The 25,781-nt window shown below is 35.0% G+C and carries 29 protein-coding genes and 2 pseudogenes; 17 read left to right on the top strand and 14 right to left on the bottom strand.

Annotated elements, in window-relative coordinates:
• Positions 1 to 18: 18 nt before the first annotated feature.
• Positions 19 to 708 (bottom strand): hypothetical protein, encoded by a 690-nt coding sequence (locus tag ABWU58_RS02330; RefSeq protein WP_353283502.1) that lies wholly within the window; start codon positions 706 to 708, stop codon positions 19 to 21.
• Positions 709 to 848: 140 nt separating this feature from the next.
• Positions 849 to 1,091: pseudogene (locus ABWU58_RS02325) on the bottom strand (phage major capsid protein); the annotation flags it as partial.
• Positions 1,092 to 1,206: 115 nt separating this feature from the next.
• Between ABWU58_RS02325 and ABWU58_RS02320 the strand changes: the two are divergent.
• From ABWU58_RS02320 to ABWU58_RS02305, 4 genes are read left to right on the top strand one after another with little or no spacing between them, the layout of a single operon-like run.
• The gene (locus ABWU58_RS02320; protein ID WP_353283501.1) at positions 1,207 to 2,280 is read left to right on the top strand and encodes an NB-ARC domain-containing protein; all 1,074 of its coding nucleotides are present in this window, start codon (positions 1,207 to 1,209) and stop codon (positions 2,278 to 2,280) included.
• A 27-nt stretch (positions 2,281 to 2,307) separates the two neighbouring features.
• Positions 2,308 to 2,748, top strand: coding sequence for a tetratricopeptide repeat protein (locus tag ABWU58_RS02315; protein ID WP_353283500.1), 441 nt, complete (start codon positions 2,308 to 2,310; stop codon positions 2,746 to 2,748).
• Positions 2,749 to 2,792: 44 nt separating this feature from the next.
• Positions 2,793 to 2,915 (top strand): hypothetical protein, encoded by a 123-nt coding sequence (locus ABWU58_RS02310; protein ID WP_353283697.1) that lies wholly within the window; start codon positions 2,793 to 2,795, stop codon positions 2,913 to 2,915.
• Positions 2,897 to 3,169 carry a tetratricopeptide repeat protein gene (locus ABWU58_RS02305; RefSeq protein ID WP_353283499.1) on the top strand — a complete coding sequence of 91 codons (273 nt, stop codon included), beginning with the start codon at positions 2,897 to 2,899 and terminating at the stop codon, positions 3,167 to 3,169. Before ABWU58_RS02310 ends, ABWU58_RS02305 begins: the two co-directional genes overlap by 19 nt.
• A 250-nt stretch (positions 3,170 to 3,419) precedes the next feature.
• Here ABWU58_RS02305 and odhB read toward each other — a convergent pair whose 3' ends face one another.
• Positions 3,420 to 4,592 carry a 2-oxoglutarate dehydrogenase complex dihydrolipoyllysine-residue succinyltransferase gene (odhB, locus tag ABWU58_RS02300; protein ID WP_353283498.1) on the bottom strand — a complete coding sequence of 391 codons (1,173 nt, stop codon included), beginning with the start codon at positions 4,590 to 4,592 and terminating at the stop codon, positions 3,420 to 3,422.
• Between the two features lie 262 nt (positions 4,593 to 4,854).
• Between odhB and ABWU58_RS02295 the strand changes: the two genes are divergently transcribed.
• Positions 4,855 to 5,562 carry a pyridoxine 5'-phosphate synthase gene (locus ABWU58_RS02295; RefSeq protein WP_353283497.1) on the top strand — a complete coding sequence of 236 codons (708 nt, stop codon included), beginning with the start codon at positions 4,855 to 4,857 and terminating at the stop codon, positions 5,560 to 5,562.
• Here ABWU58_RS02295 and ABWU58_RS02290 read toward each other — a convergent pair.
• The 3 genes from ABWU58_RS02290 to rplM all read right to left on the bottom strand — a co-directional run bounded on the left by ABWU58_RS02290 (position 5,555) and on the right by rplM (position 6,937).
• The gene (locus tag ABWU58_RS02290) at positions 5,555 to 5,866 is read right to left on the bottom strand and encodes an HU family DNA-binding protein (RefSeq protein WP_353283496.1); all 312 of its coding nucleotides are present in this window, start codon (positions 5,864 to 5,866) and stop codon (positions 5,555 to 5,557) included. The two genes, ABWU58_RS02295 and ABWU58_RS02290, sit on opposite strands and share 8 nt — an antisense overlap.
• A gap of 146 nt (positions 5,867 to 6,012) precedes the next feature.
• A complete protein-coding gene (gene rpsI, locus ABWU58_RS02285) occupies positions 6,013 to 6,468 on the bottom strand; it encodes a 30S ribosomal protein S9 (RefSeq protein WP_353283495.1) in 456 nt (151 codons plus the stop codon).
• A 10-nt stretch (positions 6,469 to 6,478) separates the two neighbouring features.
• A complete protein-coding gene (gene rplM / locus ABWU58_RS02280) occupies positions 6,479 to 6,937 on the bottom strand; it encodes a 50S ribosomal protein L13 (RefSeq protein ID WP_010082596.1) in 459 nt (152 codons plus the stop codon).
• A 129-nt stretch (positions 6,938 to 7,066) separates the two neighbouring features.
• On the opposite strand from rplM, the gene ABWU58_RS02275 reads away from it, so the two are divergent.
• From ABWU58_RS02275 to ABWU58_RS02255, 5 genes are all read left to right on the top strand, one after another.
• On the top strand, positions 7,067 to 8,308 hold the full coding sequence (locus ABWU58_RS02275; protein WP_353283494.1) for a TolC family protein: 1,242 nt from the start codon (positions 7,067 to 7,069) through the stop codon (positions 8,306 to 8,308).
• Between the two features lie 19 nt (positions 8,309 to 8,327).
• Positions 8,328 to 8,903 carry a PopZ family protein gene (locus tag ABWU58_RS02270; RefSeq protein ID WP_353283493.1) on the top strand — a complete coding sequence of 192 codons (576 nt, stop codon included), beginning with the start codon at positions 8,328 to 8,330 and terminating at the stop codon, positions 8,901 to 8,903.
• A gap of 76 nt (positions 8,904 to 8,979) precedes the next feature.
• Entirely contained in the window at positions 8,980 to 9,558 is a 579-nt protein-coding gene (locus ABWU58_RS02265; RefSeq protein ID WP_353283492.1) for an RlmE family RNA methyltransferase, read from the top strand.
• 824 nt (positions 9,559 to 10,382) lie between these two features.
• Positions 10,383 to 11,600: an ankyrin repeat domain-containing protein gene (locus tag ABWU58_RS02260; RefSeq protein WP_353283491.1), complete on the top strand. Its 1,218-nt coding sequence runs from the start codon at positions 10,383 to 10,385 to the stop codon at positions 11,598 to 11,600.
• 81 nt (positions 11,601 to 11,681) lie between these two features.
• Positions 11,682 to 11,807: a hypothetical protein gene (locus tag ABWU58_RS02255; RefSeq protein ID WP_353283490.1), complete on the top strand. Its 126-nt coding sequence runs from the start codon at positions 11,682 to 11,684 to the stop codon at positions 11,805 to 11,807.
• 95 nt (positions 11,808 to 11,902) lie between these two features.
• Here the strand turns inward: ABWU58_RS02255 and ABWU58_RS02250 are convergent, their stop codons facing one another.
• Genes ABWU58_RS02250 through ABWU58_RS02240 form a run of 3 tightly spaced genes read right to left on the bottom strand, consistent with a single transcriptional unit; the run spans position 11,903 to position 13,274 of the window.
• Complete coding sequence (locus ABWU58_RS02250; protein ID WP_064125499.1) at positions 11,903 to 12,217, bottom strand: FtsB family cell division protein; 315 nt, start codon at positions 12,215 to 12,217, stop codon at positions 11,903 to 11,905.
• Between the two features lie 49 nt (positions 12,218 to 12,266).
• A complete protein-coding gene (gene ykgO / locus ABWU58_RS02245) occupies positions 12,267 to 12,395 on the bottom strand; it encodes a type B 50S ribosomal protein L36 (RefSeq protein ID WP_250296744.1) in 129 nt (42 codons plus the stop codon).
• A 48-nt stretch (positions 12,396 to 12,443) separates the two neighbouring features.
• Entirely contained in the window at positions 12,444 to 13,274 is an 831-nt protein-coding gene (locus ABWU58_RS02240) for a pyruvate, water dikinase regulatory protein (RefSeq protein WP_353283489.1), read from the bottom strand.
• A gap of 127 nt (positions 13,275 to 13,401) precedes the next feature.
• Between ABWU58_RS02240 and ccmC the strand changes: the two genes are divergently transcribed.
• Positions 13,402 to 14,112 carry a heme ABC transporter permease CcmC gene (gene ccmC / locus ABWU58_RS02235; RefSeq protein ID WP_353283488.1) on the top strand — a complete coding sequence of 237 codons (711 nt, stop codon included), beginning with the start codon at positions 13,402 to 13,404 and terminating at the stop codon, positions 14,110 to 14,112.
• An 8-nt stretch (positions 14,113 to 14,120) separates the two neighbouring features.
• Positions 14,121 to 14,540 (top strand): GNAT family N-acetyltransferase, encoded by a 420-nt coding sequence (locus tag ABWU58_RS02230; protein WP_353283487.1) that lies wholly within the window; start codon positions 14,121 to 14,123, stop codon positions 14,538 to 14,540.
• Here ABWU58_RS02230 and ABWU58_RS02225 read toward each other — a convergent pair.
• Positions 14,452 to 16,047, bottom strand: a complete 1,596-nt coding sequence (locus ABWU58_RS02225; protein ID WP_353283486.1) for a hypothetical protein — start codon at positions 16,045 to 16,047, stop codon at positions 14,452 to 14,454. The two genes, ABWU58_RS02230 and ABWU58_RS02225, sit on opposite strands and share 89 nt — an antisense overlap.
• A 180-nt stretch (positions 16,048 to 16,227) precedes the next feature.
• Here ABWU58_RS02225 and ABWU58_RS02220 point away from each other — a divergent pair, with 180 nt between their 5' ends.
• The 4 genes from ABWU58_RS02220 (at position 16,228) to ABWU58_RS02205 (ending at position 21,580) form a co-directional block, all read left to right on the top strand.
• Positions 16,228 to 17,505, top strand: coding sequence for an adenylosuccinate synthase (locus ABWU58_RS02220; protein WP_353283696.1), 1,278 nt, complete (start codon positions 16,228 to 16,230; stop codon positions 17,503 to 17,505).
• A 257-nt stretch (positions 17,506 to 17,762) separates the two neighbouring features.
• Positions 17,763 to 20,633, top strand: a complete 2,871-nt coding sequence (locus ABWU58_RS02215; RefSeq protein ID WP_353283485.1) for a hypothetical protein — start codon at positions 17,763 to 17,765, stop codon at positions 20,631 to 20,633.
• A 112-nt stretch (positions 20,634 to 20,745) separates the two neighbouring features.
• On the top strand, positions 20,746 to 21,009 hold the full coding sequence (infA, locus tag ABWU58_RS02210; RefSeq protein ID WP_164224845.1) for a translation initiation factor IF-1: 264 nt from the start codon (positions 20,746 to 20,748) through the stop codon (positions 21,007 to 21,009).
• Positions 20,987 to 21,580 (top strand): Maf family nucleotide pyrophosphatase, encoded by a 594-nt coding sequence (locus tag ABWU58_RS02205; RefSeq protein WP_353283484.1) that lies wholly within the window; start codon positions 20,987 to 20,989, stop codon positions 21,578 to 21,580. Before infA ends, ABWU58_RS02205 begins: the two co-directional genes overlap by 23 nt.
• A 45-nt stretch (positions 21,581 to 21,625) precedes the next feature.
• On the opposite strand, the pseudogene ABWU58_RS02200 reads toward ABWU58_RS02205, so the two are convergent.
• Positions 21,626 to 21,904, bottom strand: a pseudogene (locus ABWU58_RS02200) (IS66 family transposase); the annotation flags it as partial.
• Positions 21,905 to 22,006: 102 nt separating this feature from the next.
• Between ABWU58_RS02200 and ABWU58_RS02195 the strand changes: the two are divergent.
• Positions 22,007 to 22,162, top strand: coding sequence for a hypothetical protein (locus ABWU58_RS02195; RefSeq protein ID WP_265033945.1), 156 nt, complete (start codon positions 22,007 to 22,009; stop codon positions 22,160 to 22,162).
• On the opposite strand, the gene ABWU58_RS02190 is transcribed toward ABWU58_RS02195, so the two are convergent.
• The 3 genes from ABWU58_RS02190 to ABWU58_RS02180 all read right to left on the bottom strand — a co-directional run bounded on the left by ABWU58_RS02190 (position 22,153) and on the right by ABWU58_RS02180 (position 25,614).
• On the bottom strand, positions 22,153 to 23,415 hold the full coding sequence (locus ABWU58_RS02190; protein WP_353283695.1) for a protein TolB: 1,263 nt from the start codon (positions 23,413 to 23,415) through the stop codon (positions 22,153 to 22,155). The genes ABWU58_RS02195 and ABWU58_RS02190 overlap by 10 nt on opposite strands.
• A 23-nt stretch (positions 23,416 to 23,438) precedes the next feature.
• The gene (locus tag ABWU58_RS02185; protein WP_353283483.1) at positions 23,439 to 23,879 is read right to left on the bottom strand and encodes a hypothetical protein; all 441 of its coding nucleotides are present in this window, start codon (positions 23,877 to 23,879) and stop codon (positions 23,439 to 23,441) included.
• 100 nt (positions 23,880 to 23,979) lie between these two features.
• A complete protein-coding gene (locus tag ABWU58_RS02180; protein ID WP_353283482.1) occupies positions 23,980 to 25,614 on the bottom strand; it encodes a ribonuclease J in 1,635 nt (544 codons plus the stop codon).
• Positions 25,615 to 25,781 lie beyond the last annotated feature (167 nt).

The raw sequence follows: 25,781 nt of genomic DNA, 5'->3' as shown, positions 1-25,781 counted from the left end.
AAGGGTTTACTGCAATTATTATGCACTAACAGATGGACCATTACTAGCGGCTGGTGTCGTTGCAGAACTAGCAATTTCTGATTTAGGAACCGTAATCGGATCTTTAGATATTCCAGTTATGTCAGTAAATCCTTTGCTTTCTTCTAAGCCTAGCATTTTTTTCATTTCTACTGGGTCGCCAGATACAGTTTTACCATCTTGAGTTGCTATTGAATTTATAGCGAAATATTGAAGCTCATTCTCATTACCAGGATTCACACACATGTTAGGACCGGTAATTCGGTGTATACCTTTAGCATGTTTTACATATACTAGATATTCCTCTGAATTGCTTGGATTCTTACTGGCCTGCATAAAATCTTTCCTATCTGCGTTTACAGCTAATACAAATTTTTCATCACTAACTTCTATACGTCCAGACTTAGGTTCATTAAGATCTGCTTTAGAACTTGCCGGTTGTTTTGGTAGTGTTTGATTAAGATTAACTTGAACATTCAGAGTTTTTGGTGCTGTAGTTTTTGATTGAGCATTTGCTTGAACATGCTTCTTATTACCTGAAGAACTCTCTTGCTGTGATGTATTTTGTTGAGCAGTACTTGCTTTACCACCAAATAACCGCTTCCAGCCTGATGAAATTTTTCTTGCAACCCATGAAATTCCTGTGTGATCAGCAATCCACTTAAAAAACTTTTTTATGTTTTTCCACATGTTTTACTCCTTAAATTAACAATAAATTAACTTAATTATTTAATAAATAGTATAACATGTCAACTATTTTTTACTTTAAAGAGGAAATACATGGTAAAAAAAGAAGTAAAAAGGTTTTGAAGCTGGTGCTGCAGAAGTTTTTAGTACTTGCTCGCAATTTTCAATAATTTAATAGCACTGGTGTTTACAACCTCACCGCCGACACGCTTAGTGACAAAAAATCTAACGTAAGGTTTATTCGTATAAGGGTCTCTTAATATTCTCATTCCTCTGTTATCTACAATCTTATAAGCTTGTTTGAAATCTGTCATCGCAATTACTGGTAGCTGATTGTTTGGTGCTGGTGGCATATCGGCAGATTGATATACTGGTATCCCCCTTAAAGCAGGTTCGGCTTTTGGTTTTCAAATCTATCGAGGCCACCTGTGTGTTTGCTTTCGCTACGGCCTAATAATTCACCATTATCCTGCGATAATGCTGTCAGTAGGCTTCAATATTTTGGTTTCCCTCCATATTGCTACCCTAGTTACAGGACTCCGACTCTTATCCTGGTGGGGTTTAGCTCCCACTGAACATACACGCCTTTTCTGGACGCACTTTAAGGAAGTTATAGAACATCTTTATAGCCTAAAACCTAAAGAAAATTTACATGAATTTTGGCAAGTCTCTACTCGAAATTATAACTTTGTCGGCAGAGAAGCGCTGCTAGATAAAACAGAAGAATGCCTGAAAGCTAATGATACAGCAACACTAGTTGCTTGTCATGGACTAGGTGGAATAGGTAAAACACAATTAGCATTAGAATTTATTTGGAGTAAGTTCCAAAAATATAAAGGGATAATTTGGTTTGATGCACAAGACAGGAATACTTTAATCAACGAGTATATCAAGTTAGGACGTGAACTAAACATTATTCATGATTATGAAGGAAACGTTCCTGAAGAAGAGCGTGCTGAGCATGTTAAGTATTGGCTAGAAACCCCTAAACGTGCTGGGTGGCTACTGGTATGCGATAATGCTCCTAATTACAAAGATATAGCAGATTTACTCCCTGTAAAAGGAGGAAAGATATTATTAACTTCTCGTTATAAATTTGGCTGGCCACAACCACAGAACACTATTTCTATTGATGTTTTTGAATCTAGAGAATCAAGGGACTATATCTGTAAGATACTAGAAGTAAAAGGAAAAAAACTAGACATAACTCAAGTGGATACATTAGCAAAGACATTAGGTCATTTACCTTTAGCTTTAGCCCAAGCAAGTGCTTATATAAAGAAAACAGTTATAAGTATTTCAGACTATTTGAAATTATATAATGATAGAAAACGAGCTTTATTATCTGATAAAACATTGCTTGAAACATTTCCAGCTGGTGCTAATAGAGAGACTGCAGCAATAGTGTATGTTACATGGAACATTACAGTAGAAGCAATAAAAAAAGAATCTTCTTTGGCGGCTAACTGGCTTACTGCTTGTGCTTACTTAGATGGTAGCCCTATTCCTCAATCTTTACTAGAAATCTTTGCTGATAATCAAGAAAATAATCCTTCCTTAGAAACTTTCCATTAAGCGTTTGGAATATTAATAAGTTATTCTATGTTAACTGTCAAAAAAGATCATAGCATGTTAGTGCACAACTTGGTTCAGGAGGTGACAAGGCTAAAGTCAGAGGAAAGTGGAAAAACTAAAGAAGACATAAAAACCATTTTTCAACTATTACAAAAGGGTTTCCCTTACCACAGTGATAAACTAGAAGATCATACCAAGAGACAACAATTATTGCCACATTTAGAAGCGTTTTTCTCACATATAAATGATTGGCTAGAAAAAAATTCTTCAGAAAAGCAAACAATAGAGAAAAATTATCTTGTGTATTTATTAATATGGATGAGTAGTGAGTATTATTACTTGGGTAGTTCTAGAAGGCAAAAGAAGTTGCTTGAACAGGCTTTATCTATCTTTAAGAAATATTATGGTTCTGATCACTTCACAGTTGCTATAGCACTGGCAAACCTCGGTGTAGCTTATGGGATTTAGGTAACTATAAGAAACAAAGGAAGTTACTTAAACAGGCTTTATCTATTCTTGAGAAACATTATGGTTCCGATCATTTCCAAGTTGCTATCACACTGATAAACCTGAGCAACGCTTATAGGAATCTGGGTAATACTCAGAACAAAAGGAGTTGCTTGAACGGGCTTTAGCAATTCAAGAGAAACATTATAAACCTGACCATTTCGAAGTTGCTAGAATATTAGTGAGCCTCGGTACCGCTTATAGGGATTTAGATAACCATGAGGAAAAAAAGAAGTTGCTTGAACGGGCTTTAGTAATTCAAGAGAAACATTATGGATCTGACCATTTCAAAGTTGCTGAAATACTGATAAACCTCGGTATCGCTTGTAGGGATTTAGGTGATCACAAGAAAAAAAAGATACCGTCCAGCCTTTACTTTTGAGCAGGGAACTCTTTTCTTTCTTACAGATTTTATATCTAAGGAATTCTCCAGAGTTCTTCCCTTCTCCACCTAATGCTTAAGCTTAAAAACACTAGATGCTTTTTTCAAGATACAAGGAATTGTTTGAACGGGTTTTACCTATTTTTAAAAAACATTATGGCCCTGATCATCCTGAAGTTGTGAAACTACTGGCAGAACTAGATGACGTTTAGGTTTTTAGCAATACTAGACTAACAACAACTCATTTGAGCTACACTTCCAAAACTAATCTATTTGGATCTTCTATATAATTTTTTATTTTAACGAGGAAAGTCACTGCTCCTTTGCCATCCACTATTCTATGGTCGTAAGAGAGGGCAATGTACATCATAGGTCTGATTTCAATTGAGTTGCCCACGGCAACTGGCCTGTTTTGTATTGAATGCATTCCAAGTATTCCAGATTGCGGAGGATTTATTATCGGAGTAGAAAGGAGTGAACCGTATACTCCGCCGTTTGAGATAGTGAATGTTGCACCTTCCATTTCTGATACTTGTAATTTACCCTCGCGAGCTTTTTTGCCAAGAGCAACTAAAGTCAACTCAATTTCTGCAAATGACATCTGATCAGCATTCCGAATAACTGGTACAACAAGACCTTTATCGGTGCCAACAGCAACGCCTATGTCATAGTAATGTTTATATATGATTTCATCGCCTGAGATTTCAGCATTAATTTCAGCAATTTCTTTCAGTGCTTGCACTGCTGCCTTTATAAAAAACGACATGAAACCCAGTTTTATTCCATATTTTTTTTCAAAGGTGTCCTTATATTTTGCTCTTAGATCCATGACATTTTTCATGTCAATTTCATTGAATGTGGTCAGTATTGCAGCAGTATTTTGCGACGCTTTCAAACGAGTGGCAATTACTTGCCTTATTTTGCTCATTTTTACTCGTTCCTCTCTTTGCTCTCCACTCACTACACTTTTTGGCAATTCGTATTGTTTTATTGCAGGTTGTTCAGCTTTGTTTATATGGCCTATCACATCTGCTTTTGTTATTCTGCCTCCCATGCCAGTTCCTTTGACGCTTTCTGCACTGATTGCATTTTCTTCCATAATTTTACGAGCTGATGGAGCATCTTTTTTAGCAGCACTTTCGCTTTTATCTTCTTTTCTCGCTTCCTCTTTTACTTCTCCCACGGAAAGCTTCGCTAACAATTGATCAGGACTTATTACATCATTTTCCTTTACAAGAAATTCAGTTATTTGCCCTGAAGCTTCTGCAGTTAATTCGAGTGCTGTTTTGTCAGTTTCAATTTCAAAGATTAAGTCATCTACTTTTACTGCTTCTCCAATACTCTTCTTTATTTTTACTATACCTTCCGTAACTGACTCACCACCAAGAGTTTTTGGCGCTCTGATTTCTATAATTTTGCTCATAAAACAACTTCCGTATAAAACTTTCTATAGATTTATACATGAAAAGAGACATGTAATAAACTAATAAATTCATTGAGGCTCTTATCATTTAGAAGTGACAAACGGATAACATACTCCCAAATGTCATTCCAGCGCGTGATGCTAGGCCATCTTGACAAATTTCGCCAGCCCCGTCTCTCGGCTATGGTATTGCTAATCAAACAATGACTATGCAAAAGACCTAATAACATGTATAATCCATAAATAATTTTTGAGGTAGATTGTGAAACTAGGTGTTAATATCGATCACGTTGCAACCCTCCGCAACGCACGCGGAACTTCCTACCCAGATCCATTGAAAGCAGCAGAAATAGCCATTGACGCTGGAGCAGACTTTATTACTGTACACTTACGAGAAGATAGAAGGCATATTAGAGATGAAGATGTATTTAACTTAAAAAAAAGCATTAGCACTGAGCTAAATCTTGAAATTGCAGCCACGGAAGAAATGCTCGAAATAGCAAAAAAGGTAAAACCCTATTCGATTAGTATAGTACCAGAAAAAAGAGAAGAATTAACAACCGAAGGTGGCCTAGATATCGTGAATATGCACAGTAAACTTTCTAGTATAATAGAGGAAATGCATAGCTCTAGCATAAAAGTCTCACTGTTTATCGATCCAAATATTAATCAACTAAAATATTTTGAGAAGCTAGAGATAAAACCTGACATAATAGAAATTCACACAGGGGATTACTGTGATAATCCATCAGAGAAAAAGTTACAGTTAATTACTAATGCTGCAGAGTACGTCAATAAATTAGGAATAGAATGCCACGCAGGACATGGCATAACTTATAAACACGCTAAGAAGATGACAAGAATACCTCACATCTCAGCTCTTAACATAGGCCACTATCTAATTAGCGAAGCTGTATTTTACAGCTTACACAGCGTAGTAAAAACAATGAAAATGACAATGTCTACCTAACTGCTGCTTTTTCCTTCCCATTTAAAATACTTAAAAGAGTTTGGCTTGCTTTAAATTTTACCCTTATCTTTTCAGGAACAGTCATGATCTCACCATTTTGGGGGTTACGACATTGTTTCTCCTTACTTATAGCAGTAGAAAATGTTCCTATTCCATGCAGACGTATTTCACCTTTCCCATGCAGCTCATTCTTTATTATTTTAATAAACACATCATGAATCTCACTCAAATCAGATTTTGTTATATCTATATTCTGACCAGAACAATCTTCTTTTAATTGTTTTATTATATCTTCTTTACTCATAAATTACCTTAATATTGAAAAAATCACACAAACAGCATATTATGTTGACACCGATAGTCAACTAAATTCATCACAAAAATAGAGGATATCATACACTTTTGCAAATATTTGTATAATACTTACAAAAAAACACCCCTATAAAATAACTATCTCTTAGAAAATTGACACTTTTTCCGAGCTTTATGTTGACCATATTTCTTACGTTCAACAACACGTGAATCTCTAGTTAAGAACTCACCATTACGTAATATAGAATGCAAATCTTGGCTTACGCTACTTAAAGCTCTGCTTATTCCATGAGCTAGAGCACCTGCTTGACCAGATAGCCCTCCACCTTTTACAGTTGCAAATACATCATATTTGTCTAACGTAGAAGTTGCTACAAATGGCATTTTTACTATTTGGCACACTGACTCTCTTTTAAAATAAGAAATTAGATCGCCTTTTTTGTTAACACTAAATTTTCCACTTCCTGGCTTTATCCATACTCTTGCTACAGATTCTTTTCTTCGGCCTGTAGCATATAAACGACCAAGCGAATCAACTGCTGATTTAATTGTCTTTTCTGACCAATCATTGTTATTTATTATAGAACTCTTCATTTTTACTCCATTACTTTTTATTTTTACGATTCAAAGAGGCAAAATCTATCTTTTCAGGTTGCTGCCCTTGATGCTTATGCTCTGAACCAGAATAAACATACAAATTTTCAAAGCGTCTACGTGCCATAGGCCCATCATCAAGCATCCTTTTCACTGCCATTTCTATTACACGCTCAGGAAATTTGCCATTTAAAATATTATCTGGAGTAGTTTTCTTCAAACCACCAGAATAACCTGTATGCTTATAGTAAATTTTATCTTTAAGCTTCTTCCCGGTAAAATGCACCTTTTCTGCGTTGATAATAATTACATTATCGCCACAATCCATATGAGGTGTATACTCAGGTTTATGCTTTCCACGTAATAGTGTCGCTACAAATGCTGCGAGCCTTCCTACCACTAATCCTTCTGCATCTATGACAAACCACTTTTTATTGATTTGTTTCTCTTTTAAGAAAAAAGTCTTCATTATTTGATCCAACAATAGTAAGCTATAATATACTTAATTTCTCAATAGTGTCAACAATATTAGTTATTGATTATTAAAGTAATTTATGTTAGTAATTGAGCTGCGCAACCAATATGCATAGGAAGTAGAATGTTTCGATTGATTATCACACTTGCGATCATTTTTAGTACTATAAGTTGCTATGCAACCGATGTGGGAGAAGTGATAAGCAAAGCCATCAAAAATAGCTCAAAAATAAAGTCTCAATTTTACCAATATAAAAGCGCAGAAAAACAGCTTAAGTCTGCTGGGTTAGTTGGATTTTTACCTGACATTAGTTTGCAGTACAACTTCGATAGCAGTTTTAATCTTTATCCTTATAGTCAATCTAATTTATCTGGAAAACGCCTGATATTAAGCCAAAAGATAATAGATGGAGGTGGCACCTTTGCCACATTCAGTCGATCAAGTCATCTTCTCAAAGCAGAAAAAATGCGATTTCAGCAATTAAAACAAGAGCTTGCACTTAATGCTGTGAAAGCATATGTTGGTGTTTTACAAAAGACAGAAATATTAAAGCTCAGAGAACATAAAGAACGCGTTTCTTTGGAACATTTGTCAGCTATGAAAAAACGCTTTTCCCTTGGAGAGGTAACCAATGCTGAAGTTTTGTTAGCAAAAGCAAAATTTTCGTCTTCTATATCCGAAAGAGTTGATGCTGAAGGTAAATTAAAGTTGGCAAATATTGCTTATTATCATTTGATTGGCGAAGATGCTGATGACCTTTCTGAAGCTAATGATAAACTACCTTCTGTTCCAGAGCTAAATGAATGTTTACAGTTAGCAAAAACCAATAATTTATCTCTAAAAGCAGCAGTTTATCAAAAAAGAGCAGCCGGAATGGAAGTGATTGCTGAAAGCTCCAAGTTGCTTCCTTCTTTAAATCTAAGCGCAAGCAAAAATTTTGGGGGGGATGGTATAAAATTAGACAAGCTATTAGAAGAGGTCAGTGTTGTTTTTACTCTTGATGTTCCAATCTTTAAAAGAGGAGTTAATGCTTTTGGTGTCAGTAAAGCTAAAATGGATGCAAAAAAATCTACCTACGATTATTATGAAACGGTAAAAAATATAGAACAAGCAGTTGTAAATGCTTGGAATAATGTGCTGACAGCAAAGGCCATTATTAAGGCAAGTCAAGAAGCGGAAAAAGCAGCAGCTCTAGCATTGGAAGGAGTTGAGCAAGAGGTAAACTTAAGTTTAAAGAGTACATCTGACCTTTTGGACACTGAAGATGCATTATTTAAAGCACGTTCAGACTTAGTTGAAGCAAAAAGCAATTATGTGATTAGTGTTTACAATTTGCTTTTTATGATAGATAGTATAAACCTCTAAATTTAATGGTATTAGCACTATGCATGATGAACAAGGCAATCAATCTGTAAAAGATATTCTAGAAGATATAAAAAAAGCTATATCGGGTAAAAACGCAAGTAACGATAAAGCAGAAATAAAGGATGAAAATGATGATGTGCTATACCTTGAGGAAGAGTATCCAGAAGACATGGAAGAAGATGGCAAAAAAGAAAATAGTGAAAAAGAGGACATTGATAATGATGACCAAAGTGAGGAAATGGCTTGCAACAATAACCAATTTAATGGCCATAGCTACAATTCAGAAGAAAAAAAAGATATTTATTTGTACGATAATATCCAAATGAGTAATAACAAAGCGAGTAATAGCGGCTTACAAGCGCAAAATAACGATCATCTAATTTTAAAAGAGAATATGGAAGAGATCAAAGCGTTGCTTGGAAAAATGCAAAACGAATTGCAGCATAAACAACAAAAAAGAGCGAATCTTACTGTTGAAGAATTAGTTACATCTCTTTTAAAACCTCAGCTCTCAGAATGGCTGAATAAATATCTACATGCACTGGTAAAAGAAGTAGTTGAAAAAGAGCTCAAAGATATAATCAATAATAAGTAGGGTATTAGCAATAAAAACTAGAGTAAAGACGGCTAGAGGCAGAAAACTATCTTCAACAAGGTGGCTACATCGTCATTTGAATGATCAGTATGTGCGAAAAACTAGCAAGGATGGTTATAGGTCACGCTCAGCATATAAGCTGGTAGAAATGGATAATAAATTTAAATTATTCCAAGAAGGGCAAAAAATTATTGATCTTGGTGCTTCTCCTGGTGGATGGTCACAAGTCGCGTCTCAGAAAGGTGCAAATGTAGTTGCTCTTGACATGAAACCAATGAACGCAATTAATGGAGTAGAGTTTATACAATGCGATATTATCAATGGGCTTGAAATTTTAAGAGAAAAATTCAAGGATCAAAAATTTGATGTAATTTTATCTGACATGGCGCCCGAATCTTGTGGTTTAAAATCGTTAGATCATATCAGAATTATGCTTTTATGTGAGGCAGCGCTCAATTTTGCAAAGCATTTCTTGAGCCATGGTGGCACGTTTGTAGTAAAAATTTTCCAAGGAGAATCTGATAAAGATTTTTGTAATGAGCTAAAAAAAATGTTTAAAACAGTAAAATACTTTAAACCAAAGTCAAGTAGATCTGAATCTACAGAAATGTATTTGGTAAGTTTAGGCTTTATTGGCAGCAAACCTTCTATATAATATTAACCCAGGTAGCCCGCAGAAGTGAAAAAACTTCCTTGACAAACTCCGCCAGCCCCCTTATCATGAAAGTGAAGCTATTTATTTATCTTCGCAATCTGTGCAGGTTAATGACAAAAAACTTAGGGTATTTGGCGTCTCATGTTTAATTTTTCGCACTACGTGCATCGCATGTCTTTAAAAATTTTTAGGTTTTTACCTATATAAGCCGAAACGCGCTTACAAAGCGTTTAAGACAGCAAAAAACGTCAAATTGACAAGGGAGAATTTGAATACTAGCTACTCTGGGTTTTCTTTGCCTTTTTTCCTGCTTAGTAAATTTCTTAAACACTTGCGGTGTAGGTTAGTTGCAAGTTAAAAGCAGCTAAATCGCTCTTAATCAAGCGTTTTAGAATAAAAAAAACGCCGATATTTTAGTACATAGTAAATAGCCAACCACCATGGGGCTTCTTTTGCCTTTTTTTCATTTGGTAAATTTCTTAATGTTTATGGCTAAACGACAACCGTCATCCCGCTGCTTGTTAGCGGGATCTATGCTTTGAGATACCACGAATGAATCGCGGTATGACGGTTCGTGGTGGTATGACGATAAGCTCGTCATCCCGCTACGTGTTAGCGGATGAGATACCGCGAGTGAATCGCGGTATGACGGTTCGCGGTGGCATTATGTAGGACTGCTGTGACACCATTATAGAGTGAACCAGTGTCAGCTACTTGCATAGAAAATGTTTATGACTAATTTTTAGATCAAACATGGAATTTCGACAAACTTAACTTTTTTGTGAGACTGTTCAGCAATAATAAATAAATTAGGTGTAAAAGTTATGGCAATAGAAAGGGAAAAATTTTTTGAAATAATACGAGAAGTAAGTAAAAGCAAAGACTTAAGCAGTGATAATGTATTAAAAAAAGTACAAGATAAATTAAAAAAAAAGAGTGATGAGAACGGAATAGATTCTCCATATACAATAGTATATAACATATTTAAATCTAACAGTTTTTATAAAAATCACGAGTTTAAGCTGCAAACGCCAGATAACACTACAGCACGAGGTACATTATTACATTTTGCTGTACAATGCGCTAATGCATTAATGGTGAAGCTTCTACTGGAAAACAAAGTAAGTGTTACTATGAAAGATCACTCTGGACTGACTCCTTTGAATATTGCTACTTCTAATGGTAATCAAGAGATAGTGCAGCTTTTACTAAGTGCTAACGCAAATCCTCAATTAGAAAAGAATAAAGACAAAACTCCAAGAGATATCATAATAAAAACGAATAAAACTCCAGAAGGTTTAGTTGTGAACGGGAATAATGCAGCTGCTGCACCAGCAAATGTTATAAGTCCTTATTTGAAACAACATGATGCTACACGTAATGATAAACAGACTTCTGTTACGGGTGAAAGTAGTGACAGTACAGTAGATGAGCAATACCTATCTGTCAAAGACAGAATAAAAAAAATTGAGTCATTGCGAGAAACACATGCCACATGTAGTGATGAACAGATCTCTACCTCTTTAAATGAAAGTAGTAGTAGTGACGACAGTGGAATATGTACTGAATCAGAAGATGGAGAAGACATTGATGCAAAAAATGAAGAATTAAAAAAATTAGAAAAGGAACTAGGAGAATCAAAAAGTTGTATAGCTGAACATGAGACTAAGTTGAAAGAATTCAATAAAGAGAATGAATCACTAAAACAAAAAATAAAAAGTCTGGAGAATGAAAACACACCACTTAAGAGTGAACTAGGCAAAACAAAAACTAAAACAAATAAATTGTCGCTAGAAAAAGTAGGAAAAAGACAATTTTCCCCAAAAGTTGCCTACGCGAGCCTTGCAGCTATGTTAGTAGTAGGTGCTGCTCTTAGTATTGCTTCCGGATTGTCTGCTCTATTAATAGTTGCAGCTTCTGTGGTATCTGCACTGATAGCCGGTGGCATTACATACACAATATCAAAACCCATCGCTCCTGACACTGAATTAAAAGGAGTGGATATTCAAGGTTCAGCGCAACATGGTGTTTGTAAAACTTAGCACCTACATCTGTACGAACATTGCAGTTTGCAGGTGGCAGATGCAAGTAGCTGCACTGGAATCCCCAAAAAAAGGATCCCAGTGCTCCTTTTTTTGTCATCCCAGTGCGTGACACTGGGATCTAGCCTTTATTATTTGGTTGAAATTAAGTCTTCTGGATCCCAGTGTCTGGGCACTGGGATGACAAAAAAGGGGCTACTCGGATGACAAAAAAAGGAGCACTGGGATGACAGGAGAAGGAGGCACTGGAATGACATCATAGGGGCACTGGGATGACAGTAGGTAACGCAAGAAGTCTACTGCTATTCCACATCAAGAACAACCATAAGTTCATTAGGGTTCACATAACCTAAAGCATTTTTTGCTTGCTCATCAAGCAGATCTAAATCTAAGCTTTTTTCATATAAGCCAAATACTTTGTTGTCCAACTTTTTCTTTTCAGAAGAGACATCCTTTAGCAAAAGTTTATTGTACTCGATTTCTTTTTTTAAGTCTATTAGCGTCAATAAGCCACGTTTACCTGTAATTGTGCTAATGCTGAAATATAATGTAAGAGAAGAAATGAGCAAGGCTGCGCTTAAACACAGTAACTTTTGCTTCTTTTTAGATATAAGCACCGTACTTTCACATACAAGAAATGTATAACATGAAAAGGTGAACAAAAAGCTAAGAACCTTGACGCGCTTTACACCTTGGCTTTACCTTGTTTATAATGTAAATCTTACCACCCCTTTTCACAACTTTACAATTTTTATCTCTGTTGCGATGAGATTTTAGCGAACTCTTGACTTTCATATCTATAGAAGAATTAAATTACCTTACATTATGATCATTTACGGAGAGTTAGTCAATTGATAACATTTTATTAAAATATTGTATAATTGTTGCTGATACCTCTTCGATCGACTTACGCGTAACATCAATAATTGGCCAGTTATTCTGCTTAAAAAGTTCCTCTGCTTCTTTAATTTCCTTTTCTACTTTTGTAGGGCTAGCATATGTATTATTATCTTTGTCGTTCATTGAAGTAAGTCTATTTTTGCGTATTTCTACCAGTCTGCTTGGGTTTATTGTTACTCCTATCGCCAGCTTATTTTTTAATTTTGCTAAGTCGACATAAAATGGTACCTCACTAACAAAAGGAACATTTGCAACCTTGTAGCCTCGATAAGCTAAATACATACTGGTGGGAGATTTTGATGTGCGTGAAACTCCAACCAAAATTATATCTGCCTTATCAATATCTTGAATATTTTGTCCGTCATCATGATTAATAGTATAGTTTATTGCCTCAATACGCTGAAAATATTCATTATTTATTTCAGTATGCAGATCAAGCTTTTCGTCTTTTTCAATTTCAAGATAGGATGAAATTTCTCTGATAATATGCGATAATATTGCCCTATAAGGAATTTTCGACTTTATGCAGTTATCTTTTAGATATTTTCTTAACTCATCATCAGTAATAGTGCATATAACAAAATTATGCTCATCACTTTTCTTATTAATTTCTTCCAGAATTTTGTCAATTTGCTCTTCTTCTTTCACAAAAGACCAAACATATTCAATTGTTTCTACAGAACGAAAATGTTTCAAAGCTGATTTTGCAACTGATATAACAGTTTCACCACTTGAATCTGATACTAAATGTAAATTAAGTTTTTTAAGGGTCATATGGCAAACAAGCTATCTGCTACTGAAATTATGCTGATTTGTTAACTTAAGTAAATATAGAAAAACTATCCTGTTGATAAAACTCAAACTAATTGGTAAATTCTTAACACAATTACTCTCAAAATGAATGTTTTTATTAAAGCCTACAAATTTCACTTTTTTTTCTAAGAAAGCTCTACCTTGGCTTGGGATTGTTTGTTTCGCATGTTTTTTAATTGGAATGTTTTTAGCGTTATTCTTCTCCCCAGAAGATTATAAACAAGGAGAAATTGTACGAATTATGTACATTCATGTGCCTTCTGCATGGCTTGCTCTTGGAATATATGGATTAATTGCATCACTTAGTTTCATTTCATTGGTGTGGAACAATAGCATTGCTAGTGTCTTGGCACATGCTGCTGCTCCTGCAGGGACAGTCTTTTCGGCAATGTGTTTAATCACAGGCAGCATTTGGGGAAAAGGAACCTGGGGCACTTGGTGGGTATGGGATGCAAGGCTTACTTCAATGCTGATTTTATTTTTCCTATATGTTGGCTACCTTTCATTGTGGAGCGCCTTTGATAATGAAGCGAGGGCAGAAAAATCAGCAGCAGTATTTGCCATTTTTAGTGCTATAAATATTCCTATAGTAAAATTTTCCGTAAATTTATGGTCTACTCTCCACCAGCCAGCAAGTATTCTAAGAAGAGGTGGAGTAGCAATAGAAAGTTCTTTGCTGTTGCCACTCATTGTAATGTTTATGTTTTGTGCCACATTTTTTTTGGTAGTGTGGATACTATACTCACTTCACTTAATTAATTTGTACAAAATAAAAAGAGAAATTAGTATGCGGTATTAGGCCGAGAGATGAAAATAGAACACACCACATCACCAAGTAGCAAAGACATTGAATTCCTACTCAAAAAGATTAATGAAGAAACCGTTGATAAAGGTACGTGTAACCCATTTGCTTTTTTTATTCGCGATGATACTGAACAAATTATTGCAGGTTGTAGCGGTTTTGTTATCTATGGTTCAATTTACACTGACTTGCTTTGGGTACATTCTGATTATAGAAGAAAAGGTATGGGAAAGCAGCTAATGGAAGAAGTTCATGATTATGGTCGTGAGATGCACTGTAAAATAGCAACCGTTGTAACCATGAACTCTAAAATATTTAAAGAGCCTACTAGTATCTTTAATGTAAGTGTTCATGTGATTCCACAGATAATCTCTGTTTTTTTATTTTATCTGTCCATTTATCATTTTCTATATCTTGTTTATTAGTTGCTTTTTTTTCTTGTTCAACAATTGCCTTATCTATCTCCTTATGAATTGCATCAATTGCATTAATCGCACCTTTTTTTTCGTATATTTCGCTTTTCCCTTCAATAATTAAATTGGTAAAAATATTTACAACAGACTGCACTTGATTATGATTAACCTGACCTTTTATCAAAGAAGGTAAAGAGCCTAATTCCATCAATACTTCTGGTGCTGTTTTATCTTGAGTGGAAAGCCCTAAATTATCTGCTACTTCACTTATTAATAACTCTCTATTTTCTTTATTATCTTCAAGTTTAGCATAATTACTTAATAACTCAATAACAGTAGGCATTTTACCTTCAACATAAGCATCAATATCTTCTTGATTATCATCTAGTTTCGACAACCCATCTTTGAGACTTTTCTCTAAAAGATCGATAAATTCTTCATTTGCATCTGATCCTGTGGTTGATATTGTACCATCTAAATAGTTACTTTGAGCACCGAAGCCATGCTCTATTTGTATTTTTGTCTCAGGTTTAAATCCTAATTTTGCACAGAATTTCTGAAAATATTCTTTAATAATGTCAAACAAGCTCTTGCCATTATCTTTATAATTTTTTAACTCTTTAGGAATAGTAAGCAACAGTTTACCATCACCGTATGTTACAAAGTCTTCACCATCGTAAGATTCAATTGTAAATTCCAATGAACTGGGCAGATTACATATCTTATCCCCATGCATATGATCTTTGACAGAAAGTATTGGTAGCCTCATATCAGATCTAATTCTCACATTATTTTGGTTAGCACAATCAATGTTTATTACTTTTTTAGGATTTTCTACTATGAACGACTGTCCAAGTGCAAGTTGGGTTTGTATAAATGGAGCAGCCTCATACCCTGCTTGATTACAATTGGTAACTAGCTCTTCTAAAATAGCATCACTTGGAACTTCTGCCCCAGCGTATCTAAACATTTTCTTGAAAACTTCTTTTGCAAAGGAACGGTAATCCTTGTTTTCATCTTTCTCTGTTGGTAATAGATGGATATACCTTTGGCCAGCATTGTAAAATTCTTCAAATTCTTTCTTATATGAATCAGTTTTTTGATGATCAGTAGTTTTGGGATCTTCGCAGTGATTTTTCCACAGCTCACCCAATGCGTCATTTACAAGCTCTTTCTCAATATCTTCGAGTACTGAAGCAACAAAAGCTTTGCCACGATCCGTATCTATTTCTCTTGTTCCTTTTTTGTTAAATATTTCGTCATTATATATATCATCACTATTAAAAAGTTCGCTTCTGCGGTGCTTAGCTCCTTCCTTAAATGCAATAATAAAATTTTTATCTATTTCTTTTCCGTTAATAATAAAATTCATCCTTTGAAAATCTAAGAACATTGTTTCACCAGAATTTGCTAATTCATTATCTTGATCTGCTCTTAATTTACTAAAATTGAACTCTTTAGCTGTGGCCTTTAATCTAACTACTGGACTCTTATTATTTTTTCCTTTTGCCTCTTTCATAAATAACACCTTACTGTAAATATGCTGTAAGTTGTATCATATAATGATGAATAATTTGGTAATATATTAAGAAAATCGACAGTATATTTCTTTATTTAAGAGGTGCAGGAAAGGTGTAGATTTCTCTTTCCATTTGTAGCGTACTGCATTAATATTTATGTATTAATTTAGAAAATAATGATGAATAACATTGTAATTATTGGTCTGCAATGGGGTGACGAAGGCAAGGGTAAAATAGTAGATTATCTTTCTGAGAATGCAGATGTAGTTGTGAGATTTCAGGGAGGAAATAATGCAGGGCACACTATAGTAATAGGTGATGAGGTTTATAAATTAAATTTACTGCCCTCTGCTGTTTTGAGAACGGGCAAAATATCCATCATAGGAAACGGTGTTGCTCTTGATTCACATGCTCTAATCTCAGAAATAGAGTCATTGAAAGTTAAAGGAGTGGACGTAAACTATAACAACTTGATGGTATCCGAGAGCTGTCCATTAATACTTAGCGTACATAAGGACAAGGAAAAGCTATTTGAAGATTTAAACGGAAATCACAAAATTGGTACAACAAACAAAGGGATAGGGCCATGTTATGAAGATAAAGTTGGCAGGAGAGCTATACGCCTTTGTGATTTAGAAAACGCAGATGAGCTCAATAAAAGAGTGGATACTCTTTTGAATTACCACAATGCTATCAGAAAAGGCCTTAACTACCAGGTGGTTAAAAAAGAAGAAATATTAAAGGAAATTCAAGGGATTTCAAAAAAAATTCTTTCATATAAAAAACCTGTGTGGAGGATATTAAATGACTTTGTGAAAGAAGGTAAGAAAATAATATTTGAAGGCGCCCAAGGCACATTTTTAGATATCGAACACGGAACTTACCCTTTTGTTACTTCAAGTAATACTGTAGCGTCGCAAGCAATAACAGGCTCAGGATTAGCCTCCAATGCTTACATTATTGGTGTGGTAAAAGCTTATACAACAAGAGTGGGCAATGGTCCATTCCCTACTGAGCAAAAGAACGAGATTGGAGATAGCTTATTTACTATAGGCAAGGAACTTGGAACAGTGAGCAATAGAAGAAGGCGCTGCGGATGGTTTGACGCAGTTCTAGTGCGCCAGGCTGCGCAACTTTCTGGAGTTTCAAGCATTGTATTAACCAAATTAGATGTGCTTGATTCTTTTGATACAATTAAAATATGCACTGATTACAAGTACAGCGGGAAAATGTATGATTATTTACCCGCATCACATTCAATACAAGAGAAATTAGAGCCAATATATGAAGAGTTTCCTGGCTGGAAAGAAAACACTCAAGGTAAAAGGTCGATTGAAACATTGCCTATCAATTTAATAAAATATATAGACAGGTTAGAAAAATTAATAGGTGTACCAATTCATCTAATTTCAACTAGTCCAAAGAGAGAGGATGTTATTGAGCTTAAAGATTTCTGAAAACGTCTTTATATCTTATTAACTCTTTTCAATAAAAAAAATACTTGCATAATTCCAAACACTAAGTCTATTATATAAGGTATTATTGTAAACTTATAGTGAGTAGTGTATAATGAAAGATAAAAGCTCAAGTTTAACACTTGCAGTTATTTTCAACACAATTAAGTTAATAATAAAAGTTAGTGTAGAACGTGGTTTGATTTTTTTTGAATATACTTTCATTAGTATAATATAAATATAGTTAAAGGAGGTGTGTTATGATTGGAGGTTTGACTAAGGGAGACAAAGCAGCAGAGGCAGGAAAAATAGGTGATCAACTTGGAAAGGATTTTTGTATTGGACCAACTTCACTGAATAGGGAAGTTTATTATTTTAGACTTATCTACTATACATTAAAAGAGTTATATTCACAATTAGGTGATATCTCTTATGCTAATAAAACAAGATCAGAAAAAGAAATAATCGATTTTTATGTTCTACCTCAATTTGCACGTTTTAAAGAAATTATTGATGAAGGTATAAAAAAAGATCCTTCGTTTGCAAATTCTGCTATTGTAAAGTTTTGCTACTCAATTATAAAAGATAATAAATTACTTAAAGAATTAGAAGAAGTTAGTATTCCTGCCAAAAACTCTAGTGTAAAGGCAAGGGTAAGCTTTCAACTGAAAAATCTGAAAGAAAGGGTGTGGTTCTTAGGAAAACTAAAGGAAGAAAAGAATTTCACTGCTATACAAAAGGCTTATAGGGATGAGTGGAGTTTTTATGACCTAATAAACGATAGAGATTTTAAACAAATGTACATAGATAAAGCAGTAACAGAGTCTGCTAATAAGAGCTTTAAGGAAGATATAGATAAATACATAGAGTTGGCAGAGCAGGGAAAAAAAGCTGCAAGTAAATATTTTGAGAGGAAAGACGTAGAGCTTCGAGCTTATTACACAAAAACTGATAACGCTGATAGAGTTTTGAATATTAATCTTATTAATTACAATAGAAGTGAGCCAACCAGAGTTAGTGATATTTTACAGCAAGAGAAAGATATTAAAGAATTGAATATCTATTGCAATAAAAAACATGAAATACATGCTCATCAAGAAGATAAGAAAAGATATTATGAATTTAAAGAAGGCGCATATTATGAAATGACAAGCACTTGGCCTGTAAAGGATGAGTTCGCGAATGTTTCAATTTGTACCATGATTATGAATGTGAGTAGCGATGGCATAACTGAAGTACTAAAATTTAATGGTGAAGATTTTGTGTCATCGGAGGAGATCCTAGAATTAATAAAGCAAAACGATGAATTATATATTCAAGGTTTCTCCTTACATGATGCTGTAATGAAATCACTAGAAAAGGGTAAGGCTGCTGATGTTGTACCTACTGCTAATAATAATTTGCAAAATGAATCTATAGTGGCCTATCAAGATAAGGAACCAGGGGGGGAATCGAAAGGTCCAGACCCTAAAGTTGATGCTGACAATAGCCTTCCTCCTTCTTCTCCTCCTTCTATTAATAGCAATTCATCAACTCAAACAGAAGTTAATTTACAGCAGATTGCAATTCAGACAGAAATTAATTCACAACAAACCGAAACTCAAACGGAAGTCAATTTACAACACACTAAAACTCAAACAGAAGTTGCTTCACAACAAATCGAAACTCAAACGGAAGTCAATTTACAACGCACTGGAACTCAGACGGAAATTGACTCACAACAAACCGAAACTCAGACAGAACTTAGTTTACAAGAAGTTGCAATTCAGACGGAGGTTGATTTACAGCACACTGAAACTCAGACAGAAGTTGCTTCACAACACATTGGAATTCAAACAGAAATTAACTCACAACAAATAACCGATTTACAAAGTGAGTCTGAAAAAGCTAAGCAAAGAATTGAAGAATTGGAGAAACAAAATAGCGATTTACAAGATGGGTTCAGAAAAAAGGAGCAAAAAAACACAGAATTGCAAACTGAATTGGCACAAAAAGATGAAGAGTTAGCAGAGCTACAAGGGAAAGCACAAGAGCTTAAAAGTGTATGTGAAGAAAAAGGAAAGCTAAGGCAAGAGCTGGAAGTTGTCAATGCAAAAAAGGAGGAGTTAAAAAGTGAATTAAAGGAATTGAAAAAAGAACTAAGTCAAGTGCAGGAAGAAAAGTCTGATTTAGAGGACAAGTCTGACCATTTAGAACAATCGAATAAGAAGATGAATGGAAACCAAGAACAGCTTTCAGAACAAGTATTAGGTTTGCAAAAGGAGTTATCAGAATTGAAAGAAGAAAACCAAGCATTAAGCAATAAGCTAGAAAGTGCTCAAACAGAAAAGAAAAGAGCGAATCAGGAACTTGCAGAAGCTGAGCAAAGAACTGAAGCATTAGAAAAACAGATTAGTGATTTACAAGATAAACTTGAAAAAAAGGAGCGAGGATCCAAGGCAAAAATAGATGCAATGTGCAAGGAGTTAACGCAGCTTAAAGAAAACTTGGAGAGGAATGAGGAAAAACTTAAAAGTGTGTATGAAGAAAAAAGAAGGCTAGAGGACAAGCTGAAAGTTGTTAACGTAGAAAAGAAGAAATCAGAAGACGAATTAAAAAAATTTGAAGAAGATATAGACCAAGTAATACGCATAATGGAGGAAAAGGAGCAGTTTATAAGCAATTTAAAACGTCAAATGCAAGAGTTGGAAGATGAGTATAAAGCACAATTGGAATCCATGGATAGAGAGCATGAAGATGAGATTAAGGAATTGGAAGAGAAGCATGATGCATTGAGCGACATCATTGCAGGTAAAGTTTTGGATATTGAAGGTCTGACGAAAGAATTACAAGACAGTAAAAAAGAAATAGAAGATTTGCGTAATCAAGTAGAAATGTTGAGTGCAGAAACGTTTGCTGATAAACAAAAGGGCTTCAACAATCAATTTTATACTCTAAGCTTTGATAGTGAATCTGATAATGAGTCTTATGTTCCACTAGAAGGGGAGAGAAGATCACTCAGATCTTCAAGCATTGATGACGGATATGGTAGCGATAAGGAAAATTGTGATGATGATTTATCTTCCAACATAACTACAACTTCTATTGAGAAGGTGGCAGAGAGTAGAAACGTAGGTAAGGCATTATTGTGAAGATGGTTGGGGTTAAGTTGCAACTTAAGTGGGGTGCAAAAAGTCTTTTGTGTTGATAATAATTTAAAATCTATAGTAGACTGAAAAAGATTATTAAATTATAATATAACATATGATAAAAGACGAGAAATCGAAAACAATTTTTGAAGTGGAAGGGGCAGTAACTGCTTTACTACCTGCAGCAGAATTTAGAGTGAAACTGGACAATGAACATGAGATTATCTGTCATGTATCAGGGAAAGTGAGAAGAAGTAAAATACGCATCATTATAGGGGATAGGGTGTTAGTTGAGATGAGCATTTACGATAGGAATGCAAAAAAAGGTCGGATCATTAGAAGGCTTAAAGGTACAAGTGACAGAACGATCTCTAAATAACCTTATTCTTGCTTCATCATCGAAAAGGCGTATAGCTTTACTAAAACAAATCAATATTAAGCCAGGCTTAGTTTTGCCAGCAGATATAGACGAAACTCCTTTGAAAAAGGAACTTCCGAAGGATTACTCAATCCGTATGGCAAAAAGTAAAGCTGAGAAAATACAAAGCTCAAATCCAGATCATTTTGTGCTTGGCGTTGATACAGTTGTTGCTTGTGGTAGAAGGATATTGCTTAAAGCTGAAAACGTTGAGCAAGCAGAAAAATGCATCCGCTTGTTATCAGGAAGAAGGCATAGAGTATATACCAGTGTGTGTCTATTAACTCCCGATCAATCTAAACAACATATTAGAACTGTGGTTACAATAGTGAAATTTAAACGTCTCAGTGAACAAGAAATTAAGTATTATTTAGCATCAGAAGAGTGGAAAAATAGGGCAGGGGGATGCAATATACAAGGCCTAGCTGGGATGTTCGTATTGTTCTTACGCGGCTCCTACTCTTCCGTTATAGGGTTACCATTACATGAAACCTATTGTTTGCTAAGTAATTATTTTAACCGGGAGTGTTAAATAAACCATACGCGTCAAGTTAAGGCCCAACCATTTAAAGTGGGTAGATAGCCTTTCAAAATCCCTTAACAAGTGTGCCCAACAAATCTGTCTTTTTTCGTCACTGAAGTAGTTGTAAACCGCATACCTATCGGTAACAACCAAATTCTTATAACTAGAAAATGTACTACTCTCTAGAAACTTAACTCCTCTTGTGTCTGCTAATTTAATAAGGCTTGCTTCATTATTAGCAAACACCCAGCACCAGCCAAGTTTACCTTTAGAATAATGGCTAGTTTCATCAATATGCAAAACTTTGCTTGCTCTCTCTACTTGTTCATATACATCTTAATACATAATTCTCCACAAAAACAATCTTCAGGGAGGAGCTGGATAATTATAAGCTCAGCATTATTGTTTGGCGCTATAGGAGCCACACTGGCTACAATGGGAATTATACCTGAAATTGCTGCTATTGGAGTAATTGCAACTGTTGTGTTGTCAGGAATCGCTGGTACTATAGTAGGTGGTGTAGCGGGATATCTTGTTAATGTGGCAATAAATCAATGCTGTGGAGCATGCAGCTCAGTAGTTCAAGAATAAGACCAATCCGGTAAAGAAGCATTTGTGGGAGTGGAAACCATTTTTTGATTTTTCTTTACTAAGTCTACTAAATATAGTTTAGAGTTGCTTGGTGATTCTGTTCTTGTGAAAATGATTTCTTTACCATTTGGTAGCCATGCCGGAGATTCAATTTTATGCCCTTCTGAAAGTAGACGTTCTTCTTTGCCATCTGGCTTCATAACTCCTATGTAAAATTTTCCTGACTGAATCTTTGTGAAAGCTATCAGATCTCCTTTTGGCGACCAAACAGGCGTAGCATATCTTCCACTTCCAAAACTAATTCTTTTAGGTTTTTTACTTTTGTTAGTAAAATCGATAACATACAGCTGCTGACTCCCACTTATATCAGAACTAAAAACCATATATTTTTGATCTGGAGAGAAGGAGGGAGAAGTGCTTATAGCTGAACCTTTAGTAATTTTTTTTGTCCGTTTACTACTTAAATCCAAAGATAATATATTCGTTTCACCACCCAATGAGTGGGAAATCAAAAGAGATTTACCATCAGGAGAAAATCTTGGTGCAGAAATAACTCCTTCAAATGCGCTGATTATTGATTCAGTGTGGTCTTTTAAATTTTTTAATACTATATAACTTTTACCATTTGCGTATGAGATATAAACAATACCCTTTCCATTTGGTGAGAATCTCGGTGTTGACACAAATCTATCGCCATTTGTTAAGTATTTTATATTACTTCCATCTTGATTCATCACAGCAATTTTACGTACGGATTTATAATTGCTATCTTTTTCTTCAGCAATATACGTGATTTTTGTGTTGAAGTGCCCTTTCTCACCAATCAATCTATCATGTATCACATCCGAAACGAGGTGACCAATTTTTCTCCAGTCTTTTGCTGGAAAAACAACTGACTGAGTAAGTAATTCTCTTTTTGTAAAAGTGTCAAATAAACGAAATGATAGCTCTAATGCACTACCAGATACTTCGCTTAAACTTACTGTGACTACAGTATCGCTTTTCCAAGATTTAAATTCAGCTTCCGCGCCACGTTTTACATTAAATAAGCCACAATTAGATAAATTTGTTCCTATTACCTTTACAATATTTTCGCTTAATTCGCTTTCCAGCGCTGTTTTACATGTACATTTAGATACAACAAGACCAATGTTACCAACACTGCTTTTTTTTATATCAACGTATAAAGCAGCTTTTGTAAAATAAGGAATAAATAACGAAACAAGCAATATTAATTGAACGAATAACTTCATTAGACTTCCTGCTTTGCTCTCTATCATCCCAGCAAACGTTTACTTTTGAAGGTAAACTGCACAACAAACGACGTCATGAAAGTAGCTGATACACAACTGTTCGAACTTCTCGTGTTACAGTAGGTAACATTAACCTCTGATGTCATCCCAGTGCTTGACACATAACTATACGAACATTGCAATTTGTAGGTGGCAGGTGGTGTCATTCCAGTGCTTGACACTGGAATCCAGTTTTCTGGCAATTTTATCGACAATGTTGTATAGTGCGCTTGTTTACAATCAATTTTGCTGGATCCCAGTGTCAAGCACTGGGATGACACCTTTGTGTTTGAGGTAAAATCGGCTAACACACTGCCTCTGCGAACAAATGTTCGTACAGCTGTGTGTCGGAGCACTGGGATGACACCCCTACCGGCAGGTATTGCTCTAAAATCACAACGTTCATATAGTTGTGTGCTTGACACTGATTTTTTTTATGGATTCCAGTATTGCATGCTGAAATAATATCAAAGAATACATTGTTAACTTCTTACTCAAATAATGGTTAATAAAAGAGGTATATTTCTATACCTGTTCTATCTGAACCTCAATTATAGGTCTTTTTAGTAAATATTCCTTTAAGATACTCAATATCGAACTTTCAATCTTATTTTTAATTTTTTTTGTTGGCTGCAAACTAAACAACGACTCAACTTTCTTGACAATTTTCTGTATAATAGCTGCATCTTCTAGCACTTCAAAAACACCAGGTACAAATACTTTCGGTTTAGTAAGCAATTTATTTTTCTTGTTTACAACTGCTATTACCACAATAACTCCGGCATCTCTCATTCTTTTACGCATTTTTATAACACTGCTCTCCGGATGACGTAGCAGCATACCATCAATACCAAAGTAGTCAACATCAATTGAATCAACTTTTTCTCCGTTCTCCAAATTAACAATATCACCTGGTGCAATCATTATTGCTTTTGCCACACCGCACTCTTTAGCAAATTTTACATGTGCATGCGTGTGAATATATTCGCCGTGAACTGGAATAGACATCTTCGGTTTTATTAAAGAATACATTTCCTTTAACTCTTCTCTTGTTGGATGCCCAGAAGCATGAACATGCTCTGTTTTTTCAGTAACAACTTCTACCCCCATCTCAATAAAGGCATTGAGCATGTTGTGCGCACGAGTTTCATTTCCAGGAATGATTTTTGACGAAAAGATCATGGTATCACCTTGCTGCATTTTAAATGCTTGATGACTCTTATTAGCAAGCCTTGAAGTTGCTGCCAGTGGCTCACCTTGACAACCTGTGCAAAGTAGCACCAGTTTTTCTCTTGGAAAATTTACTGCTTCCTTTGCTTCAAGAAACTGAGGAGAATCAGTTAAATAACCACTATCTTGCGCAACTTTCACTATTCTCCATAAAGATCTACCAAGTAAAACTACTTTTCTATTTAGTGCTTTTGCAGCTTGGCTTATCGTTTCAATTCGTGCCACATTTGAAGCAAATAGCGAAACAGCAACTAATTTTTTAGACCGCTTTATTATGTTATAAATATTATTATAAATTTCACCTTCTGACTCAGGGTAATGCTTGCTTAATACATTGGTTGAATCGCAAATTGCTGCAAGCAGGTCACCTTTATCGCCAATTTCTTTTAGACGCTCTATATTAGAAGTTAATCCAACAACAGGTTTTGGATCAAATTTCCAGTCTCCAGTATGGAGTGCACTACCCATTTCAGTGCTAATTAATATTGAATTTGCCTCAGGAATTGAATGAGTTACATTTATAAACTCGACGGTAAAAGGACCCAAATTTATGCTGCCATTTATGTCCACCTCTTTCACAGGCACTATACCTTCCAATCGAAATTCTTTTAGTTTTTCCTTGAGAAAATTAACCGTAAACTTTGTTGTATATATGGAGCACTGCAACTCTTCCCACAAGTGGGGCACTGCACCGCAGTGGTCCTCATGTGCATGTGTAATTATTATTCCAAGCAAATCTTTTTTTCTTTGAGCAATAAAATCTACATCAGCAATGAGCAGCTCAACACCTGGCATAGTTTCATCTGCAAAACCAACACCAAGGTCGATCATAATCCACTTACCTTGGTAATGATATAGGCTAACATTCATCCCGATTCTTCCCACTCCCCCAAGAGGAAGAAATAAAAACTCATTTTTGTTTATATTCATTAAATTTAAATTATTAAAACCTGAGGATAGCAAAACTTCGACCTTAAATAAAGAAATTTATTGCTTTTACATAGTTTTAAGGAACTAAGAAGTTTCTGTTGGCTAATAATGTTGATAACACTATTGTTAAGTTTTCCATTAATAAGGTCAAAGAATTGCAGGATTAA

This window comes from Wolbachia endosymbiont (group A) of Pogonocherus hispidulus (assembly GCF_964028195.1).
Classification (GTDB): domain Bacteria; phylum Pseudomonadota; class Alphaproteobacteria; order Rickettsiales; family Anaplasmataceae; genus Wolbachia.
The sequence above is the reverse complement of the archived record's forward strand: the minus strand, read 5'-3'. Positions and strand labels throughout refer to the sequence as shown.

Coding starts and splice junctions, on each gene's coding strand:
- ccmC (WP_353283488.1), top strand. CDS start 13,402: ATGTTTTTATTAAAGCCTACAAATTTCACTTTTTTTTCTAAGAAAGCT.
- rpsI (WP_353283495.1), bottom strand. CDS start 6,468: ATGAAGAGTTCTATAATAAATAACAATGATTGGTCAGAAAAGACAATT.
- ABWU58_RS02275 (WP_353283494.1), top strand. CDS start 7,067: ATGTTTCGATTGATTATCACACTTGCGATCATTTTTAGTACTATAAGT.
- ABWU58_RS02195 (WP_265033945.1), top strand. CDS start 22,007: ATGGGAATTATACCTGAAATTGCTGCTATTGGAGTAATTGCAACTGTT.
- ABWU58_RS02315 (WP_353283500.1), top strand. CDS start 2,308: ATGTTAACTGTCAAAAAAGATCATAGCATGTTAGTGCACAACTTGGTT.
- ABWU58_RS02270 (WP_353283493.1), top strand. CDS start 8,328: ATGCATGATGAACAAGGCAATCAATCTGTAAAAGATATTCTAGAAGAT.
- ykgO (WP_250296744.1), bottom strand. CDS start 12,395: ATGAAAGTCAAGAGTTCGCTAAAATCTCATCGCAACAGAGATAAAAAT.
- infA (WP_164224845.1), top strand. CDS start 20,746: ATGATAAAAGACGAGAAATCGAAAACAATTTTTGAAGTGGAAGGGGCA.
- ABWU58_RS02330 (WP_353283502.1), bottom strand. CDS start 708: ATGTGGAAAAACATAAAAAAGTTTTTTAAGTGGATTGCTGATCACACA.
- ABWU58_RS02180 (WP_353283482.1), bottom strand. CDS start 25,614: ATGAATATAAACAAAAATGAGTTTTTATTTCTTCCTCTTGGGGGAGTG.
- ABWU58_RS02220 (WP_353283696.1), top strand. CDS start 16,228: ATGAATAACATTGTAATTATTGGTCTGCAATGGGGTGACGAAGGCAAG.
- odhB (WP_353283498.1), bottom strand. CDS start 4,592: ATGAGCAAAATTATAGAAATCAGAGCGCCAAAAACTCTTGGTGGTGAG.
- rplM (WP_010082596.1), bottom strand. CDS start 6,937: ATGAAGACTTTTTTCTTAAAAGAGAAACAAATCAATAAAAAGTGGTTT.
- ABWU58_RS02240 (WP_353283489.1), bottom strand. CDS start 13,274: ATGACCCTTAAAAAACTTAATTTACATTTAGTATCAGATTCAAGTGGT.
- ABWU58_RS02190 (WP_353283695.1), bottom strand. CDS start 23,415: ATGAAGTTATTCGTTCAATTAATATTGCTTGTTTCGTTATTTATTCCT.
- ABWU58_RS02215 (WP_353283485.1), top strand. CDS start 17,763: ATGATTGGAGGTTTGACTAAGGGAGACAAAGCAGCAGAGGCAGGAAAA.
- ABWU58_RS02230 (WP_353283487.1), top strand. CDS start 14,121: ATGAAAATAGAACACACCACATCACCAAGTAGCAAAGACATTGAATTC.
- ABWU58_RS02225 (WP_353283486.1), bottom strand. CDS start 16,047: ATGAAAGAGGCAAAAGGAAAAAATAATAAGAGTCCAGTAGTTAGATTA.
- ABWU58_RS02290 (WP_353283496.1), bottom strand. CDS start 5,866: ATGAGTAAAGAAGATATAATAAAACAATTAAAAGAAGATTGTTCTGGT.
- ABWU58_RS02260 (WP_353283491.1), top strand. CDS start 10,383: ATGGCAATAGAAAGGGAAAAATTTTTTGAAATAATACGAGAAGTAAGT.